This is a genomic window from Pollutimonas subterranea (assembly GCF_002849655.1).
Lineage (GTDB): Bacteria > Pseudomonadota > Gammaproteobacteria > Burkholderiales > Burkholderiaceae_B > Pollutimonas > Pollutimonas subterranea.
In genome coordinates this window covers 22137-39116 of sequence record NZ_PDNW01000014.1, presented here as the reverse complement: position 1 = coordinate 39116, position 16980 = coordinate 22137, and the positions used below count along the sequence as shown (strand labels likewise).

Here is a 16980-nt window from a genome sequence, read left to right as displayed (position 1 = left end):
AGATCCCCATGAATGGGTTGATGATTTCAAATGTAATCTTATGGGCTGTCGTGCTTGGCCTCGTTCTGGTTGTACTTGCCTTATCGCGGCAAATTGGTGTGCTGTATGAGCGTGTCGCACCTATGGGCGCGCTGACCATGGACAAGGGGCCGGGCATCGGCGAGCCTGCGCCCCGGTTCGAATTGGTCGACCTGCTCGGGCGTAAACAATGGGTGGGAACCCCGGGTGCCAAGAGTCAGTTGCTGTTTTTTCTGTCTCCTACTTGCCCGGTATGTAAAAAGCTTATTCCCATTCTCAAGTCAGTGGCGGCAAGCGAGAAGCAGTGGTTGAATATCGTACTGGCCAGCGACGGCGAGATGCCTGAGCATCTTGCGTTCTATCGGCAAGCAGCACTGCAACAGTTCCCGTATTTGCTGTCGACCAGTTTGGGCATGGGGTTTCAGATCAGCAAGCTGCCCTACGCGGTACTGCTCGACGACCAAGGCATTGTGCGGGCCAAGGGACTGATTAACTCGCGCGAGCAATTGGAAAGTTTATTTACCGCAAAAGAACTCGGAGTGGCTTCGGCTCAGGAATTTCTGGCAAATAGCGATCTGCGGGAAACCCAAGTGTCACGCAAGGAGAACGTCAATGCATTGGCTGGATAAACTCGGGGAAAACGTGGCTCGCAAAGTGGCTCATACTGCGTCGCGCCGTAGCGTCTTGTGTTCAATAGGGAAAATCATGGTGGGATCGGCTTTCGTTATGCCAGTGCTGCCCATCGCGCGCGCTGCGGGTACGTCTTCCGATTTGGAAAGTGCAAGTGACGAAGACCTGAGCTCTTGTGATTATTGGCGCTATTGCGCGGTAGATGGGTTCTTGTGTTCGTGTTGCGGGGGTTCGGCCACTACATGTCCTCCAGGAACCACACCCTCACCGATTTCATGGGTAGGCACTTGCCATAATCCCAAGGACGGCAAGAATTACTTGGTCAGCTACCATGATTGCTGCGGGAAGACAGCATGTGGAAGATGCCTATGCTCATCGCAAACACGAGAGCGGCCGGGCTATGAGTTCTTCCTGCACAACGATGTTAACTGGTGCATGGCCAACGATAATAGTACTTTCCATTGCACCACTTCAGTAATTATCAGTTTGGCAAAAGACTAAGCCGGTTGGTTGCTATATGGTTAATTTTTGGAGATTTTTTGGCAACATGGGCGGCGCGGTGGCACTGAGCATCGTGGGGCATGCTTATGCGCAGACCGCTCCTGCCGCGGCCAATGAGGCCTATGTCTTAAGTGCTGACGCTTATAAAGACTACATGTTGCAGTGCGCTGGCTGCCACCGCTACGATGGAGAGGGAGTGGATCGCCGCTCTGTTCCCAGTTTCCGCAATTCCATAGGCCTGCTAAGCCGCTTGCCTGCAGGTCGCGCCTACATGATTCGCGTACCGGGAGCGGCGCAGTCTCACCTGAGCAACGCGGAGTTGGCCGGTGTGCTTAACTGGATAGTGGCCACCTATGGCCCACAGCAATCGTTGATTGACTTCAGCCCGTTCACTGCCGGTGAGGTGGGCGCGTCCCGTCCATATCGCTTTGATAATGTCGTGCCCATTCGCCAAGAATTAAGCCGACAGCTGAGCGTGCTGGGATACGAACTATCCACCTATACTTTTGGGCAGAACGAGGTTGCATCGGAGTGAATTTGTATTGCCATATGCAGCGAGTACAGGTTTTCACTCATGGCTTTGGCGGGCTATTTTAGGTATAAAGATCTAACAGAATTCAACGGCATAGTTGGCCGCCATCAGCTGATTCAGTTCTCAGGGATGAGGGTGTACGCCGATGCTACTTCGCACTTCGCCGCGCCGCTTCGAGAGCCATAGCCCATGGCGTGAGGGCGTGTGCGAGTATTTTGTAGAACTGGAGGTCAACGCCAGTAATTCCGGTCCTTTCATCAATGTGGCGGCTACCGATACCATAGGGTGTCTACAGGTCACCGAACTCTTTACTTCCGCACAGCGCGTGCGGCGCACACGACTGCTTGCCGACCGATCTGACCAAAGCGTCTTTAAGGCTACATTGCAGCTGTCGGGCCGTAGCGAAGTCGTCCAGGACCAGCGTTCGGCCGTTCTAAATCCCGGAGAATGGGGTCTCTACGATACGGCGCGGCCCTACGAGGTCACCGTCGACCAAGATGCACATTTTCTGGTTCTGCAAATTCCTGCACCGCAAATGACGGTGTGGCAGCCTTATCTGGCGCAAGCGGTGGCACGTTCTTTTAGTGCAAGCCACGGAAGCGCTCGTGTGGCCATGGACACGCTGCGTCTCGCCCTCGCAGAAAATCCTGGCCTGTCAAATGCCGCCACACGCGACATCGCCAAGATCATCTTGCAGATGATAGGCCTCAATCTATGCGAGCAATCCGGCAACGGTGGCATGTCTGCCATGGACGAGGTCAGGCAGGCGCAGTTCAGGAAAATAAGCCAGTACATCGCTGAAAATTTGCATGATCCCGAGCTTTCCGCCACGGGTCTGGCAACGCGCTTTCGTGTTTCGCGCCGTTATTTGCACAAGCTATTTGCAGACCACGAGCTTACCCCGGCCGACTACATCTTGCGCACACGGCTTGAACGCTGCCGTTCTTTTCTGGCGGATAGAACCGTGGTCAAGCAAGTCAGCGAAATTGCCTATCAGCACGGTTTTTCAGATTCCACCGTCTTCAGCCACGCGTTCAGGCGTCGCTATGGGGTATCGCCTACCGAATGGCGGCGCCAGCAAACCCAGTAAGCCAGACGTTGGATTAACGCCCTGGCGGCGTTAATCCAACGTGTAATTTACTTAACCAGACGCCATTCCCCGTCTTTGACGGTGATCAGTTCGCGGCCACGGTCATCGAAGCCGCTGTGGTCTTCGGGGGTGATGTTGTAGACGCCTTGCGTGGCGACCAGTTCGCGTGTTTTTTCAAGGGCGTCCCGCAAGGCGCTGCGGAATTCCTTGGTGCCTGGCTTGGCGCTTTTGGCGGCTTCTGGAATGGCCTGCTCAAGCAGCAGTCCCGCATCGTACACATTCGCGCCGAACGTCGCGGGGGCGCTGCCGTATTCCTTGGTGTAGCGCGCAATGTAATCTTCAGCAACTTTCTTCGACGGGTTGCTGTCGTCGATTTCCGGCAGAACCAGCATAAGGCTGGCCGCCAATATTGTTCCCTCGACATCCTTGCCGCCAAGTTTCAGGAAAGCGGGAAGGGCCGCGCCGTGCGTTTGATAGAACTTGCCTTTGTAGCCTTGCTTGGCGAGGGTAGTTTCAGGAAGGACTGCCGCCGCTCCGGTGCCTGCAATGAGCACCGCATCTGGGTTCGCGGCCAGCACCTTCAAGGCTTGGCCAGTGACCGAGCTGTCCGAGCGCTGATAGCGTTCGGTCGCTATAAGCTTGATATTGTTCTTAGCGGCCAGGTCGGTGAATACTTTCAACCAATTCTCGCCGTAGGCATCGTTCAAGCCGACGAAGGCGGCCGTCTTGATGCCGGACTTGGCCATATGGCTGACTAGGGCTTTGGCAATAATGTCATCGTTCTGGGTGGTCTTGAAGACCCATTTTTTTTCGGGCGTCATAGGCAGAACCACCGATGCCGTGCCAACGGGTGCCAGCATAGGCGTTCCTGATTCCGCTGCAAACTGGATGACACCCATGGCATTGGGCGATCCGGATGGCCCAATCAGTGCATCCACTTTTTCCTCGGTAATCAGTTTCTTGAAGCTCGTCACGGACTGGGTGGGGTCGCTGGCATCGTCCAGCGAAATGTACTGGACGGTGAGATCGCCTATTTTCTTGGGCAATAGGGCCACGGTATTTTTTTGTGGGATGCCGATCAGCGCGGTTGGGCCGGTCGCCGAGGTGACAACGCCTATTTTTACCTGCGCCAGCACTGGCGTGATGCCGAGCGCGGCGAAAATGACAGCAGAGATGGAAAGTCGTTTTAGTAGCATGGGTTGATCTCCGGTGGAAAAAGGGATGCTGCTTTCTGCTTTTTAGATCGTTACTGAACTTACGCTGGCACCGCCGCAAACGTAGAGCGTCTGGCCGGTAATAAAGCTGTTTTCGGGGTCGGAAAAAAACATGACGGCCCGCGCCACGTCGTCGACGCGGCCCAGGCGTTGCACGGGTATGCCTTGCGCGATATTTCTTTCTCGCTCGCTGTTTTCCGGTATGACGTCGTAGAACATGTCGGTTTGTATTGGGCCCGGGGCCACAACGTTGACCGTGATGCCTTTCGGGGCGAGTTCCAGCGCCCAGGTTCGCGCCATGCCTATCATGCCTGCCTTGGTCGCGGAGTACGCGGTTCGCGTGGGCAGGCCCAGTGCTCCTCGTGATGACATCAGCACGATTCGACCAAAACGCCTGTCCTCCATGCCAGGCAGAACAGCCTGGACCAGCGAAATGGCCGCGCCCAGGTGAATTTGCGTCAGGCCTTGAAGGTCATCAAGCGAGACCTCGCCCAGCAGCTTGGGCCAGATCACGCCCGCGTTGTGAATAACATGACTCACCGGGTATTGATGGGCGATTTCCGCGCAGGCCTGCGTCGTGGCCTGGGCGTCCAGCAGGTCCACCTGTACGGAATGCAGCCGCGGGTGAGTGAAGTCGGGCGCCCGGCGCGCCATGGAAATCACCTCATAGTTGCGGTCCAGCATCTGACGGCAAATTTCGGCGCCAATACCGGCACTGCCGCCGGTTACCACCGCTACACGAGCATCGGTCACGTTTGCTTCTCCGCTTAATGGGGTGATGTCGGTGTCAGGGCCAGGACGCGCAAAGGGCTGCCGGAGCCGCTGCGGATCTTCAGCGGTGCGGAAAAAATGACGGCCCCTTTTGGCGGCAGCTGATCCAGATTCGTCATGCATTGCAGGCCATAGCGGTTATTGCCATGCATGAAGTAGTGGCAGGGGTAGGGAGGATCAAGATGCTGCGCCTGTCCTGCGTCGGTGCCGACCGACTCGGTACCGAAACCGTGCACATCGCGCTCTTTGACTAGCCATGGGACGACTTCGGCATCGGGACCCGGTGAATGGGCGCCGTCTTCTTTCTGATTAAGATATTCAGTGCGCTTATCGCGTTTGGACCAGTCGGTCCGCATGAAAATCCAGGACCTGGCCGGAATTTGGCCGTGTTGCGCTTCCCATTGCTTGATGAAGTCTATGGTCAGCAGGAAGTCGGGGTTGTCTTTTGATTCCACTGAGCAATCGATCACGCAGGCCTCGGCGATAAAGGCATCAAGCGGAATGGTATCGACGCAATTATTGGGCTGGTCTTTACCGCTGATCCAGTGCACGGGCGCATCGAAATGGGTGCCGGTATGTTCGGACATCGAGAAATTATTCCAGTACCAGGCGGGTCCGCGTTCGTCATAGCGGGAGATCTCTTCGATGCGAAATGGCCAGGCTTGTCCGAATTCGGGCGGCAACGTGATAGTGGGAAAGTCCGGCGTCAGGGTTTCGGTCAGGTCCACTATCTTTATTTTGCCGGACAAAAGCTCGGCCATGAATTGGGTGAGTACGGTGCTTGTCATGAGGTCTCCTTTCATGTGCCCAGCTCGCGTTCCAAGCCTTTGGGGTTATCGTGCAGACGCACCTGGAATTCGTGTGCGATATCGCCTACATAGACGTCTTCAACGCCATCTCGCAGGGCACGCACGATGGCGGCGGCTATGGCATTGGGGCTGACGCGTGGCGGGGGAGTCAACTGCTCCCATTCGTGATCGATGGGGCCCGAGAATAGATTGACCACCCGGATGCCCGACTGCAGGAACTCGTTGCGCAGGCACTGCGAAACCGAAAGCGCCGCCGCCTGGGATGCCGACCAAATGCCTCGCGAGGGCAGGTTGACGTGCGCATAGATGGACATGATGTTGACCCAGGCGACCGCATTGTTCACGCCATCACCGGCACGGCCGGCCATCGCCGGTCCGAAATGCTGCGCCAGCCGCATAAGCCCCATGCAGTTGATGTCCATGGCTTCATGCGCCTTGCTCATGTCGCGGTTGTGCAGTATGCCGCCTTCACGCTCGTAGCCTGTTGTGTTGATCAGGATATCCACCTTGCCGCCTATGGAGCGCGAAAGGCGTTCAACCGAATCGGAGTCGGTGATATCGAGGTCCTGCCGCTGTACGCGATCATCGGTGCACAGAGCATTGAATTTATCAGAGGCTTTCCATGGCTGCGACTCGCCGGCAAACACGGTGGTGGCACCCGCCGCCAGTAAGGATTCGATGGTGGCAAGCCCTACGGCGGATTTACCGTCGGTGACCAGTACCCGCCGAAACTTAGGGTCGCACGACGTTTCGCGCAGTATTTTGTCGTCTGCCATGTTGGGGGTCGCCTGTTGTGGAAGTGCAAGGATGACGGCTTGTCCGCTACGGTCCAGCTTGAGCGCCAGGCGAACCTTGTCGCCGTCGCGGCAATCGCCGTGAACATGCGCAACGACGGATGGACCAGCCGCCATCTTCACCGTGCCTATGCGCCATGGAAGCCGCTCGCGGAAGTACAGGTCGTTGCTGTGGTGCAAAGTGGTCGTGACCAGCAGTTCGCCATTCGGGTCGACGGCTTGCCAGTGCAGCTGATCCGACAGGCAGGAATGGCAAACCTCGCGGGGCGGATACTGTACCGCCGCGCACTCCCGGCATACTTGCAGATCGAACCGTCCGGCGGCCGCCGCCGCGGTAAGGCCTAATGCGCGGCGGCTGCGCGTGCCGGGCGGTCGCGTCGCTTGCCGGGTGCGCGCCAGCGGATTCTTACGCGGCGGTCGGGTAAGGGCCTGGCTCATGGGTTACTCCTGGCCAGCAGGGCGGCGGCGGTGCAAATGCCGCGGTCATAGTTGATCATGCCAAATCCGCTGACCAGACCTATTTTGGCATTTGCCACCTGGGTGGCTCCAGCCAGGCCGGTAAGCTGGCGCAAGGTCTCGACTATGCCCAGATAGCCGCCGGCCGCGCCCGCCTGGCCTACAGAAAGCTGCCCGCCATTGGTATTGAAGGGGAAGCTGCCGTCTATGGTGAAGGTATTGCTGCGCACGAATTCGGGTGCGCCGCCTTTTGCGCAGAATCCCAGGTCTTCGATCTGCATCATGTTGATCACGGGATAGTCGTCATAGGCCTGCATAACGTCGACGTCGGCGGGACCTACCCCTGCATGCTCGTAAAAGTCTTCTCGATCTACGGTCCAGCCTCCGCGTGTCTGGATGGCGTCTTGAGTCCACGCGTTATGCCGCTCGATCGTGGATAGGATCCGTGCAAAAGGCAGTTGTAGTGCAAGGGCTTGTTCTTCACGCATGACCAGGAACGCGTCCGCCCCCGCGCAGGGCATCACGCAATCGAACAGATGTATGGGCTCGGTGATTTCACGAGCGTCCAGGTATTGTTGCAGCGTCAAGGGCTTTTTCATCAGTGCATGGGGATAGCGCAGGGCATTGTCGCGCTGTGCGACGCAAAGCTTGCCGAAATCCTCGCGCGTCGCTCCGCTTGTGCGCATGTAGTGCTTGGTCAGCAAAGCAAAGCTGGCGTTCGGGCCGCCAGCGCCGTAAGGGTAGACGGCATCCTGAGCGAAACGCGAGAATTGGCTGACGGTGGTTCGGAACGAATCGACCTGGTTGGCGTCGCCCGCCAGGCAGGCGACGATGTTGGCATCACCCGCCTGAACGGCCCGCGCGGCGCGGCGCAGGCCTATGACGCCGCTTGCTCCCCCCATGGGGATATGGTCCAGCCATCGGGGGCTCATGCCCAGGTGCTGCGTGAGCCCGACCGCGGTGTCCGGAGCAAGGGTAAAGCTGGATACACACATCCCGTCGATATCGTGCTTGGCAATGCCGGACTCACGCAGCAGCGCGCCCAGCGCCTTGCCCAGCCACCAATGTGCGCTGTTGATCGAATATCGCTGATAGGGCACGGTGACCGGTACGGCGGCCACTATGCCTTCATAACCGGCGCGCGCCGGCTTCATGCGACCGGTTCCTGTCGTTTCTTCAGCGCTCGGGTGTCAATGCACATCGGAGTGCCCGGCAGGGTTGGGGCCAGCGATTTCAGCTCGCCACGCTGCACTTTGTTGGTGATGGTCAATGGCAATTCCTGGACAAAGGCGATATAGCCGGGCACTTTGTAGTACGCCAGCTGGGTCAGGCTCCATCTTGCGATGTCGTGGGCAAGCTCCGTGGCCTGGCTGGCGTCCAGGGCGGCATGGCTCACAATGCAGGCCAATACTTCGTCGCCGCGTACCTCATCTGGTACTGCCGCGACGGCGACGGCCTTGACGGCCGCGTGCTGGACCAGCACGCTTTCCACTTCGACGGCCGCGATGTTTTCCCCGCTGCGTCGGATCACGTTCTTCTTGCGGTCGACAAAATGCAGATAGCCTTGCCGGTTGCGCCGGACGATATCGCCGGTGTGGAACCAGCCGCCTTCCCACGCCTGCCGGGTTGCCGTGTCGTCTTTCAGATAGGCGGCAAAGAAACCGAACCTGGGGTCGGGTCCCGCATGGCGGACCAGCAGCTCGCCATTTTCGTCGGTTGCGGCGGGCTCGCCGGCGTCATTGATGATACGGACCTGGATATCGTCGCTCTCTTTGCCGAAACAGCTGGAGCCAACGAAACGCGGTTCATGGTTCGCAATGATCACGGCGCCCGCGCCGGTCTCGGTCATCGCCCAGGCTTCCAGTAATGGGAAGCCGAAACGTTGCTCAAACGGTGCATGCAATGAGCGGTCGATACCCGCGCCAAAGCCCATTCGTACCTGATGCGTGCGATCCTGGTCGGTTACTGGTGCCTTCATCAATATGGCGGGCATGACGCCCAGGTAATGGATGACCGTGGCTCGTGATTCGCGTACCGTGTCCCACCACGTTTTCGGATGAAATCGGTCGATGGCAATCAAGCATCCGCCCGTGATCACCATTGCCATGACCGAGTACGCCATGGCATTCATGTGTACCAGCGGTAACGGCGTCAGCATGCGGTCGCGGCCGGGGCTCAAGGCGGCAAGTCCGCCCGCTTGGGCATACCAACGGCCCGCAGCCAGGAAATACTCGTTGGGCAGTATGCAGCCTTTGGGACGCCCTGTGGTGCCGGAGGTGTAAAGCAGCGCGCATTCCGTCGACATGTCGATACGCGAAGTGGAAAATGGGGCGTCGCCAGGAGCGGCGGGCGGTGGCTGGTTCGCTTCCATGAGCAATAGTGAACGCCCCGCTGCCTGGGCGGCCGCCTGCAACAGTGCATGGCGTTCGGGCAAGGCGATGGCCAGCACGATATCCGAATGGTCGATCAGATATTCCAGCTCGGTGGCGCGCATGTCGATATTGATCGGCACGACGGATACGCCCAAGGCGTTCAGGGCGAACCAATGCAGGATGAAGGCCGGCCGGTTCTCGAGCAACACGCCGACGCGGTGGCCATGGCCATAACCGGCGGCCCCGAAGGTTGCCTTGAGCGCATCGATGCTGGCTTGCGCATCCCGATAGCTGATTTCGCCGGCGGCAATGCCGTACGCATGCGCTGTTTCGGGCGTTACGCACAGGAAGGGGTGTTGCGGCCATTGTTGCGCGGCTTCTGCAAAAGCCTGGTAAACCGTGGTGGACAATGCCGGCCTCATCACATGAACAGTTGAATGCTGCGCAATGCCGAGTCGCAATTGACGAGGTCCACGCGTTTTTGATTGATGCGCAGCTCGCCCTGGACGTCGATCAGCTCGAAGGTGGACCAGCCGGCGTATGTGGTTTGTTGATCCTGCCGGCTTTCTACGTAGTGAAAGGCCGTACGCAGCGCATATTGTCCTTGTTCAGGCTTATGCCAGGGGTGGCCGGACTCGATCGTGGGCTGTTGCAATAGATGATGGCTACGGCTCTTTGGCTGTTGCGAGTAAGTGCGTTGGCCCGCCAGCCGTTCGATACGGACGCGCAACAACAACTTGTCTTCATACATGAGCGAGCCCTGCAGCAGCGGATCTGTCTGGCCGTGGCTCAGCGGCATCCAGTAATGCCCGTCTTCGGTGAAGAGGGCAAGCCACGCCTCGAATTGCTGCTCGTCGAGAAGCCGGGCTTCGCCATAGGCGAAGGCAAAGAGCTGCTGATCGTTGAATGTGCTCATGCGGACTCCTTCATGGTGGCGGTCATGTAGCGAGCCCAGGCCTGGTACTGGTTGCGCATTTGCCATTCACTTGTGCCGTTGACGGCTTCGTTCTTGCGGCCGGCCTCAGACGGCTCGTACAGGCGGGCAACGTTGACCCAGTCGCGGCCTCTGCTGTGCAAGCCGTGCTGCGAACGTTCGTAGACCTCGTGATCGTCATGCCCCACTACGGACGTGGGTGCGTTGATGAGACGGTTGTACATCAAGGTGCGTTCCAGCAGCTTGTCGGGTGCCCCGACCAGCCGGAAGGTCCATGATTCGACAAGTGTCTTGTCGGCGCCCAAGGGCTTGAAGATACGCAAGGTCTGGATAGGCCCCTTGACCATGATGTTGGGGAAATAGGTGGTGTTGTGCCGGGTGTTGGCCAGGATCTGTGCCGCGCGCTCGTTGCCATAGGCCTGGTTCATGGCCTCTTGGTAGCCCGGCACTTCCGAGTATGCGGCGTGAATCGAGTTATGGACGCCAGTGTGGCCGTGACCGTTTTCCCAGACTCGAATTCCCATGCCTTCGAAGAATTCATAGGGTGAGATGAAGGGGGCGAATTGCTCGACGGCCATGGGTTTGGGCGTGCCTTCGGGCGCTTCTTCCCATACCCGGACAGCCGTCCCGGCCGACGATTCATGCGCCACCATGGGGTGGCACGTGTCGGTCTGGTTGTCGACCAGCATTTTCCAGTTGCAATCGTGCATGTACCGAAGCACGCCCCCAGCGACCTCCAGCCGGCCTTCCGGCGATCGTTCGATCATGTTGTCCAGCGTGGATAGCGACTCGCCGAAGAATTCATCAAACGACTGGCCTTGGGGACTGAGCCGGCAAAAAACGAATTCACGGTAGTCATGAACGTGCTCAACGGCGGCCATGCCCTGGCTGGCTTCACAGTCATTGAATACCTCGGGGTCGTAGCCCTTTTTTAATGGGATCGAAAGCAGCTTGCCGTCGGTCTTGAACGTCCACGCATGATAAGGACAGCGAAAGAACTTGCCGGTGTTGCCACAGGTGTCGCCGGCAACCATTACCCCCTTGTGCGGGCAGCGATTATGCAAGACCTTGATGGTTTTATCGGTATGCCGCACCATGACGACGGGCTGGTTGCCCACCATGGTGGTATAGAAATCACCCACATTGGGTATCTGGCTGGCGTGTCCGACGTACACCCAGGTATTGGCGAACAAATGCTCCATTTCAAGCTCAAAGATCTCTTCGCTGATGAAGATATCCTTGTGAACCTCGGTGGGCCGCACGAGGGCGGCGACAGCAGCGGGATTATTGCGGTAGTTCATGTCGGGCACCTATGAATCAAAGGTCTAATACCAGGCGATCAGAATGGCTGCGTGAAACACAAATTTGCATGACCTCGCCCGCCTTGCGCTCTGAGTCGGAGAGGTAGTGATCGCGATGATCGGGAATTCCTTCCAGGACGGTCGCCTGGCACACTCCGCATTCCCCGCGCCGGCAGTCGTACATCGGATCACAGCCGGCCTCTTCGAGTACGTCGAGTATCGTTTTATCCGCAGGTATGTGCAGCGTGCGCCCTGACTGGCGCAGCTCCACGTCAAATGCTTTGTCGCCGGTCATGGCTGCCGCACTGGTAAAGACCTCGAAATGCACCTGTGACGGCGGCCATTGCAGGTTGCGCGACTGCTCGATAACGGCGTCGATCAGGCCTTTGGGTCCGCAAACATAGAGATGCTGGCTGGGTTCCATCTTCTGCAGCAGGTCCCGCAACGCCAGCTGGGTCGTTGCGTCGTCGTCCGCATGGATCTGCAAGGCGTCGCCATGCCGGGCGGTAAGTGCTTCCAGGAAACCCATCTGGTCGCGACTACGGCCGTAGTAATGCAATTCGTATGGGCGTTGTGCATGGTGCAGCGCCGTCGTCATCGAGATGATGGGCGTGATGCCGATGCCGCCTGCAATCAGCACGGTGCGAGACTCGCCGGTGGCCATGTCGTGCAGCGGAAAGTCGTTCTTCGGGCCCTCCACCTGTAGCGTGTCGCCAATCTTAAGGCCATGCATATGCCGTGACCCGCCCGTACCAGGCTCTTCAAGCCGCACGCCTATACGGTAACGTTCAGGTGCGTCGAACGAGGTTTGATCGGCGTCCAGGCATACGAGAGAATAACAACGAGGTACCGCCTGTCCCGGAATCGTGACTTTCACATGCGCGCCCGCGGTAAACGCGGGCAAGGCTTGCCCGTTGGCGGCTTCCAAGACCAATGAGCGAATAATTGGCGTCTCGACTTGTATGTCGGTGACGGTCAGAATCAGGTGGGCCATGGTATGTCTCTGTTGTGCGGGCTCAAGGCTTTACCCAGCAATTCATCGAGTTTTATTCCTTTGTCGTCGGCAAGCGCGGCCGCCAGCAAGGCCCGCAGCGTGCCGGCCGCATCGGGCTGCCCTGACAAGCGCCCGACTGCCTGGCTAAGCCGTTGGTACTTGCTATTGCCCCGTTCATGCGTATCGCTATAGCCTTTGACCAGACGCCGGCAGTTGACGACTTCGACCGCCAGTTCGTAGTCATGCTCGACGGTTGTGGAAACCAGTGCCAGCCATTGCTGCAGGCTGTTGGTCTCCACCTGATGACGCAAGGTGGCGCGCCGGAAGCGCCGCATTCCAGCTAATGAATACAGCAGCAGGAAGCCGCCCAGCGTGCCGCTGCGCAGGAAACGTCCCTTGCGCAGGAAGCGGCCAATAAAGCGGCTGGCGGCGGGTGAGTTTTCAATCGCCCGGCCCAGCGCTGTCGGCAAGGTCCCGCAGACCTCGTCGAGGCGTGGATGCATGTACTCGGTGGTGTAGACCAGCTGGCCTGTTTGCGCGCCGACCTCACCGCGGACGCGCTCGAAGCGGGCGCTGCGGGTTTTAAGGTCCGCTACGCGGATGACGTCGTCGTAGGACATCGATACCGCCACGTAGCGTGCGGCCGCACAGGTAAGTGCCCAGGATTTGCCCAGCCCGCCAAACTGCGTGTCCAGTGCGCAGATGCGACGCATGTGCTCCATGTATTCGCGTGCATAGCGCAAATCCTGAAAGTCCAGCGTGCGGCGCAGGCCGGCGATCATCATGGCGTGAGCCTGTACCGGGAAATTCTGTTTCAGGTCGTCGAGCAGAAACTGCATGTGCGGGCTTTCGGCGTGCTCGGGAACCTCGGGCATGGGGCGGCTGGTGTCGATAGGCGCCGGAACCGCGAGCGCGTGTGCCGCCGCGTCGAATCCCAGGGCGAAAGCTGTCAGGCTGGCATCAACGCCCACGCCGGCACGCCGGATGGTTTGTTCAAAGTCAGCGCGGCTGAAGGGCAGGGTGCCGCTGCCGGCGACGGCACCGAACAGGCTGGCACTGATAATGCTGCCCGCCTGGTCAGCCAATGCCTGGAGATCAAAGCAGTAGAATTTTTTTGCGGCCTCGTTACCGGCGTCGATGACCGTGTTGGGGTCGGCGATGCCATTGCCGTGAGCCGCCTTTTCCGCGACGGCATAGCTGCGGTGCGACGAGGCAATCAGTGTTGTTCGGTCAGGAGTGACCAGGCCGCGTTGTATTGCCCTGCCTCCTTCCATGAGTTCGGCGGCGATGACCAGGTCGACGTCGCCGGGTGTGGGCATCATGGCCAGCGCGGGATCTCGTCCGGCCGCCTTGACGGTCGATTCGGGCAGCATCTCGAGGTAATAAATCGTGGCGCCGGTACGTTGCGCCACACCGGGGACTGAAGTCGTCTGCGCCCACCACTTGGCGTGTTCTGCCATATCGACGATCCAGTCGGCCAATACACCACCACCTTGCCCGCCCATGGCAAGAATGGCGATCTTGATCGGCGTGCCGGAACGGAACAGGGTTCGATCGCTCATGGATTCAGGTTTATAAGGAATATTCATTCAGCCGGGCGTTACGGCGGGACTGCAGATAGTGGATAAATCGTCCGCGCATGCGCGCCATGAACTTGTCCCATCGGCTGGGGTTGTGGACGATGTCAGCTCGGTAAAATGAGGGACAAAGCACCGCGGCGTGGGCGACTTCGCCGCAATTACCGCAACCGACGCAGCTATTGTCGATATGGGCGACAGGGTCTTCCTTGAGCGGATCGCCGCTATCCTTGACCGTCAACGATGGGCAGCCCGATAGTCGGATACAGGCGTGGTCGCCGGTACAGACATCGGGATCCACCCCGAAGCGTTCCTTGATGGCACGCTGTCCGCTCTTCACGGCCTGGTTGAACAGGGGTTTTTCGCGGCGCTGCTTGTTCAACATGCACTCTGACTGTGCAATGATGACTTTCGGGCCTTTTTCCGATGTGGTGAGCGCTTCTTCGATGGTGGCCTGGACCTTGGCAACGTCATAGGTCCGGTCCAGCGTGCGCAGCCATTTGACCCCTACGCCGCGTACGGCATTTTCGATAGGGTTGTTGGTGGAGCGATGCGTATTGCCCGCGCGGGACGATAAAATGTCTTGGCCGCCGGTGGCTGCGGAGTAATAGTTATCAATAATAATAATGACGCCGTCGTATTTGTTGAAGACAGCGTTGCCCACACCTGAAGCCAGGCCGTTATGCCAGAACCCGCCATCGCCCATGATAGATATGGGCCGCTTGGATGACGGGACATTGAATGCCGCGATGCTGGACGCGCCCAGTCCATAGCCCATGGTGGTGGCGCCCAAGTTGAAGGGCGGCAGAATGGAAAAAAGATGACATCCGATGTCGCAGGCAATGTGATGGTCGCCCAGCTTTTGCTGCGCCAGGGTCAGGGCGGAGAAAACCGGCCGCTCAGGGCAGCCGGTGCAAAATCCGGCCGGTCGCGCCGGCACGGCTTGTGCAAGGTCGTTCACCGGCGAAGAGCCAGGCTTGCGTTGGAAAGTAATGACTTTTTCAGTGATGGGCGGGCGTACCGCCTGCGATACGGACATGGACGCTGCGGCGGGCTCGTTTGCAGGCGTAATGCTTGGGAGAAGTTCGGGTTTGCATGCCGTCAGAAAGCCCTGGAGGCCGTCGCGGATGGCCACCGTCGTGTATTCCCCTGCCATGGGCAGGTAGTCCTTTCCTGACAATATCGTGGCGATACCTGCCCGCCGCAAGATGGTGTGCAGGTTTTGCTCAATATAGTTGGGCTGGCCCTCTTCAATAAGCAGGACCGCCTTTTTACCTTGGCAGAAGGCCTGGACCTCGTCGTCGATGATCGGGTAGGTCACGTTCATCACATAGAGCGGGATGCGGCTGTTGCCGAAGTTGTCGGCCAGGCCCAGTAGCTGCAAAGCGCGGATGACACCGTTGTACAAGCCTCCCTGCAGGATGAGCCCGATATCCTTGTCGTCGCCGTCGAACAATTCGTTCAGTTGCTTTTCTTTAATAAATTTGACGGCGGCCGGCCAACGCGATTTGATTTTTTCGTGCTCATGCAGGAAGGAGGCGGGCGGCAATACGATGCGGCTGACGTCGCGTACCGGGTTCTCCAGCGCTTCACGCAGCGAGAATGGGGGGCGTTGGTTGTCTTTGGCGATAAAACGCCCATGCACGTGGCACCCGCGTATGCGCAATTGCAGGATGACAGGCGTGTTGCTGGCCTCGGACAGCTGAAAGCCATCCTCGACCGCCTTGACCATACTTTCCAGATTGGGGCGTGGATCCAGCAGCCAGATCTGCGACTTCATGGCAAAGGCGTGGGTGCGCTCCTGCATGATGGATGAGCCTTCGCCGTAGTCTTCGCCCACAATAATCAGCGCGCCGCCGGTGACGCCTCCGGACGCCAGGTTGGCCAGGGCGTCTGACGCCACGTTGGTGCCTACTGTGGACTTCCAGGTGACGGCGCCGCGTATGGGATACATGACCGAAGCCGCCAGTGTGGCTGCCGCGGTCGCTTCCGAGGCGCTGGCTTCGAAATGCACGCCCAGCTCATCGAGGATTTCCTGGGCGTCCGCCAGCACATCCATCAGGTGGGAAATAGGGGATCCTTGATAACCCGCGACATAGCCGACACCGGATTGCAGCAAGCCTTTGGTGACGGCCAGGATTCCTTCGCCACGGAATTCTTCCCCTGCCCCGATGCGAAGTTGCTGTACTTCTTTCTTGAATGAGCGTTCAGCCATGGTGTCTCCTGGCACTATGTCGTGCAGCCGCCGCGAGGCGGATCTGCCGCCGATCTCGTCGATGGAGAAATGGCGAACGACGTTTCATAATACTTTAGGCTTCAATTTTATCGGCGTCAATAAAAATATGAATATTCATATACCGATTAAATTTAGTATAGATAACAGCTATTTGGGTATAAGTGCTTACCATTATTTTTCAAGCTGAATGGTTCTTAAACCAGCATTACGGGCTACCATTACGACCCATATGCGGAAGAAAAGCCTGAACGTTGTGCAAGATAAAGAATCCCCACCAGTACAAACCATGGACTCGACGCGTTTTGTGCATCGATACTTGGCTTCGGTCCTGGCGCAGGCCAGCCACCGTATCTCTGCCGAATTTCACATTGAGGTCAAAAAAGCCGGCCTTACCGTGACGGAATGGCGGGTGCTGGGCAGCCTATTTGAAGGCGATGGCGAAACGGTGGGTCGATTGGCGGAATTGGCAGTCACCAAGCAACCCACGCTCAGCAAGGTATTGCCGCGTCTGCAAGAGCAGGGTTACGTCAGTATGCAGGCGTCACGGCTAGACCGGCGCCAGACCCTGGTAAGCATCACCCCCAAGGGCTCCAAGCTTATCCATGGCTTGTGCGAGCAGGCTATGGAACATCAGCGCCGGGTGCTGGAAAAGCTCGATCCCGATCATGCGGATCGGCTGGTAGACATGCTGCGCGCCATCATCTCGCGGTGAACTTTTGGAAGGCGCGGGCCTCTAACCTGGTATTAGCAG

General features: G+C 58.4%; 16 protein-coding genes. 5 read left to right on the top strand and 11 right to left on the bottom strand.

Translation table 11 applies throughout. From position 1 onward, the window contains the following. Positions 1 to 8: 8 nt before the first annotated feature. The 4 genes from mauD (at position 9) to CR159_RS15410 (ending at position 2771) form a co-directional block, all read left to right on the top strand. Positions 9 to 647, top strand: a complete 639-nt coding sequence (gene mauD, locus CR159_RS15425) for a methylamine dehydrogenase accessory protein MauD (RefSeq protein ID WP_102074862.1) — start codon at positions 9 to 11, stop codon at positions 645 to 647. Next, a complete protein-coding gene (locus tag CR159_RS15420) occupies positions 631 to 1149 on the top strand; it encodes a methylamine dehydrogenase light chain (RefSeq protein WP_102074861.1) in 519 nt (172 codons plus the stop codon). The genes mauD and CR159_RS15420 overlap by 17 nt, the downstream gene beginning before the upstream one ends. A gap of 16 nt (positions 1150 to 1165) precedes the next feature. Then, on the top strand, positions 1166 to 1684 hold the full coding sequence (locus CR159_RS21700; RefSeq protein WP_199173333.1) for a c-type cytochrome: 519 nt from the start codon (positions 1166 to 1168) through the stop codon (positions 1682 to 1684). Between the two features lie 142 nt (positions 1685 to 1826). Then, positions 1827 to 2771, top strand: a complete 945-nt coding sequence (locus CR159_RS15410) for a helix-turn-helix domain-containing protein (protein ID WP_102074860.1) — start codon at positions 1827 to 1829, stop codon at positions 2769 to 2771. A gap of 47 nt (positions 2772 to 2818) precedes the next feature. On the opposite strand, the gene CR159_RS15405 is transcribed toward CR159_RS15410, so the two are convergent. From CR159_RS15405 to CR159_RS15355, 11 genes are read right to left on the bottom strand one after another with little or no spacing between them, the layout of a single operon-like run. After that, complete coding sequence (locus CR159_RS15405) at positions 2819 to 3967, bottom strand: ABC transporter substrate-binding protein (RefSeq protein ID WP_102074859.1); 1149 nt, start codon at positions 3965 to 3967, stop codon at positions 2819 to 2821. A gap of 42 nt (positions 3968 to 4009) precedes the next feature. After that, positions 4010 to 4738, bottom strand: coding sequence for an SDR family NAD(P)-dependent oxidoreductase (locus CR159_RS15400; protein ID WP_102074858.1), 729 nt, complete (start codon positions 4736 to 4738; stop codon positions 4010 to 4012). A 14-nt stretch (positions 4739 to 4752) separates the two neighbouring features. Then, positions 4753 to 5544 carry a cyclase family protein gene (locus tag CR159_RS15395; RefSeq protein WP_102074857.1) on the bottom strand — a complete coding sequence of 264 codons (792 nt, stop codon included), beginning with the start codon at positions 5542 to 5544 and terminating at the stop codon, positions 4753 to 4755. An 11-nt stretch (positions 5545 to 5555) separates the two neighbouring features. After that, the gene (locus CR159_RS15390) at positions 5556 to 6797 is read right to left on the bottom strand and encodes an SDR family NAD(P)-dependent oxidoreductase (RefSeq protein ID WP_102074856.1); all 1242 of its coding nucleotides are present in this window, start codon (positions 6795 to 6797) and stop codon (positions 5556 to 5558) included. Next, positions 6794 to 7969 carry a thiolase family protein gene (locus CR159_RS15385; RefSeq protein ID WP_102074855.1) on the bottom strand — a complete coding sequence of 392 codons (1176 nt, stop codon included), beginning with the start codon at positions 7967 to 7969 and terminating at the stop codon, positions 6794 to 6796. The genes CR159_RS15390 and CR159_RS15385 overlap by 4 nt, the downstream gene beginning before the upstream one ends. Further along, a complete protein-coding gene (locus tag CR159_RS15380; protein WP_102074919.1) occupies positions 7966 to 9597 on the bottom strand; it encodes an AMP-binding protein in 1632 nt (543 codons plus the stop codon). Before CR159_RS15380 ends, CR159_RS15385 begins: the two co-directional genes overlap by 4 nt. A gap of 11 nt (positions 9598 to 9608) precedes the next feature. Next, positions 9609 to 10103 (bottom strand): aromatic-ring-hydroxylating dioxygenase subunit beta, encoded by a 495-nt coding sequence (locus CR159_RS15375; RefSeq protein WP_102074854.1) that lies wholly within the window; start codon positions 10101 to 10103, stop codon positions 9609 to 9611. Beyond that, the gene (locus tag CR159_RS15370) at positions 10100 to 11422 is read right to left on the bottom strand and encodes an aromatic ring-hydroxylating dioxygenase subunit alpha (RefSeq protein WP_102074853.1); all 1323 of its coding nucleotides are present in this window, start codon (positions 11420 to 11422) and stop codon (positions 10100 to 10102) included. The genes CR159_RS15375 and CR159_RS15370 overlap by 4 nt, the downstream gene beginning before the upstream one ends. Positions 11423 to 11438: 16 nt before the next feature. Beyond that, complete coding sequence (locus CR159_RS15365) at positions 11439 to 12416, bottom strand: PDR/VanB family oxidoreductase (protein WP_102074852.1); 978 nt, start codon at positions 12414 to 12416, stop codon at positions 11439 to 11441. After that, positions 12404 to 13978 (bottom strand): indolepyruvate oxidoreductase subunit beta family protein, encoded by a 1575-nt coding sequence (locus CR159_RS15360; RefSeq protein ID WP_102074851.1) that lies wholly within the window; start codon positions 13976 to 13978, stop codon positions 12404 to 12406. Before CR159_RS15360 ends, CR159_RS15365 begins: the two co-directional genes overlap by 13 nt. A 10-nt stretch (positions 13979 to 13988) precedes the next feature. After that, the gene (locus CR159_RS15355) at positions 13989 to 16208 is read right to left on the bottom strand and encodes a ferredoxin family protein (protein WP_102074850.1); all 2220 of its coding nucleotides are present in this window, start codon (positions 16206 to 16208) and stop codon (positions 13989 to 13991) included. Between the two features lie 307 nt (positions 16209 to 16515). Between CR159_RS15355 and CR159_RS15350 the strand changes: the two genes are divergently transcribed. Further along, on the top strand, positions 16516 to 16941 hold the full coding sequence (locus CR159_RS15350) for a MarR family winged helix-turn-helix transcriptional regulator (RefSeq protein WP_233208346.1): 426 nt from the start codon (positions 16516 to 16518) through the stop codon (positions 16939 to 16941). Positions 16942 to 16980: the final 39 nt, after the last annotated feature.

Excerpts from the sequence above, each read along its gene's own strand:
- CR159_RS15420 (WP_102074861.1), top strand. The coding sequence starts at position 631 with ATGCATTGGCTGGATAAACTCGGGGAAAACGTGGCTCGCAAAGTGGCT.
- CR159_RS15390 (WP_102074856.1), bottom strand. The coding sequence starts at position 6,797 with ATGAGCCAGGCCCTTACCCGACCGCCGCGTAAGAATCCGCTGGCGCGC.
- CR159_RS15375 (WP_102074854.1), bottom strand. The coding sequence starts at position 10,103 with ATGAGCACATTCAACGATCAGCAGCTCTTTGCCTTCGCCTATGGCGAA.
- CR159_RS15410 (WP_102074860.1), top strand. The coding sequence starts at position 1,827 with ATGCTACTTCGCACTTCGCCGCGCCGCTTCGAGAGCCATAGCCCATGG.
- CR159_RS15350 (WP_233208346.1), top strand. The coding sequence starts at position 16,516 with ATGGACTCGACGCGTTTTGTGCATCGATACTTGGCTTCGGTCCTGGCG.
- CR159_RS15360 (WP_102074851.1), bottom strand. The coding sequence starts at position 13,978 with ATGAGCGATCGAACCCTGTTCCGTTCCGGCACGCCGATCAAGATCGCC.
- CR159_RS15355 (WP_102074850.1), bottom strand. The coding sequence starts at position 16,208 with ATGGCTGAACGCTCATTCAAGAAAGAAGTACAGCAACTTCGCATCGGG.
- CR159_RS15385 (WP_102074855.1), bottom strand. The coding sequence starts at position 7,969 with ATGAAGCCGGCGCGCGCCGGTTATGAAGGCATAGTGGCCGCCGTACCG.
- CR159_RS15365 (WP_102074852.1), bottom strand. The coding sequence starts at position 12,416 with ATGGCCCACCTGATTCTGACCGTCACCGACATACAAGTCGAGACGCCA.
- CR159_RS15370 (WP_102074853.1), bottom strand. The coding sequence starts at position 11,422 with ATGAACTACCGCAATAATCCCGCTGCTGTCGCCGCCCTCGTGCGGCCC.
- CR159_RS21700 (WP_199173333.1), top strand. The coding sequence starts at position 1,166 with ATGGTTAATTTTTGGAGATTTTTTGGCAACATGGGCGGCGCGGTGGCA.
- mauD (WP_102074862.1), top strand. The coding sequence starts at position 9 with ATGAATGGGTTGATGATTTCAAATGTAATCTTATGGGCTGTCGTGCTT.
- CR159_RS15395 (WP_102074857.1), bottom strand. The coding sequence starts at position 5,544 with ATGACAAGCACCGTACTCACCCAATTCATGGCCGAGCTTTTGTCCGGC.
- CR159_RS15405 (WP_102074859.1), bottom strand. The coding sequence starts at position 3,967 with ATGCTACTAAAACGACTTTCCATCTCTGCTGTCATTTTCGCCGCGCTC.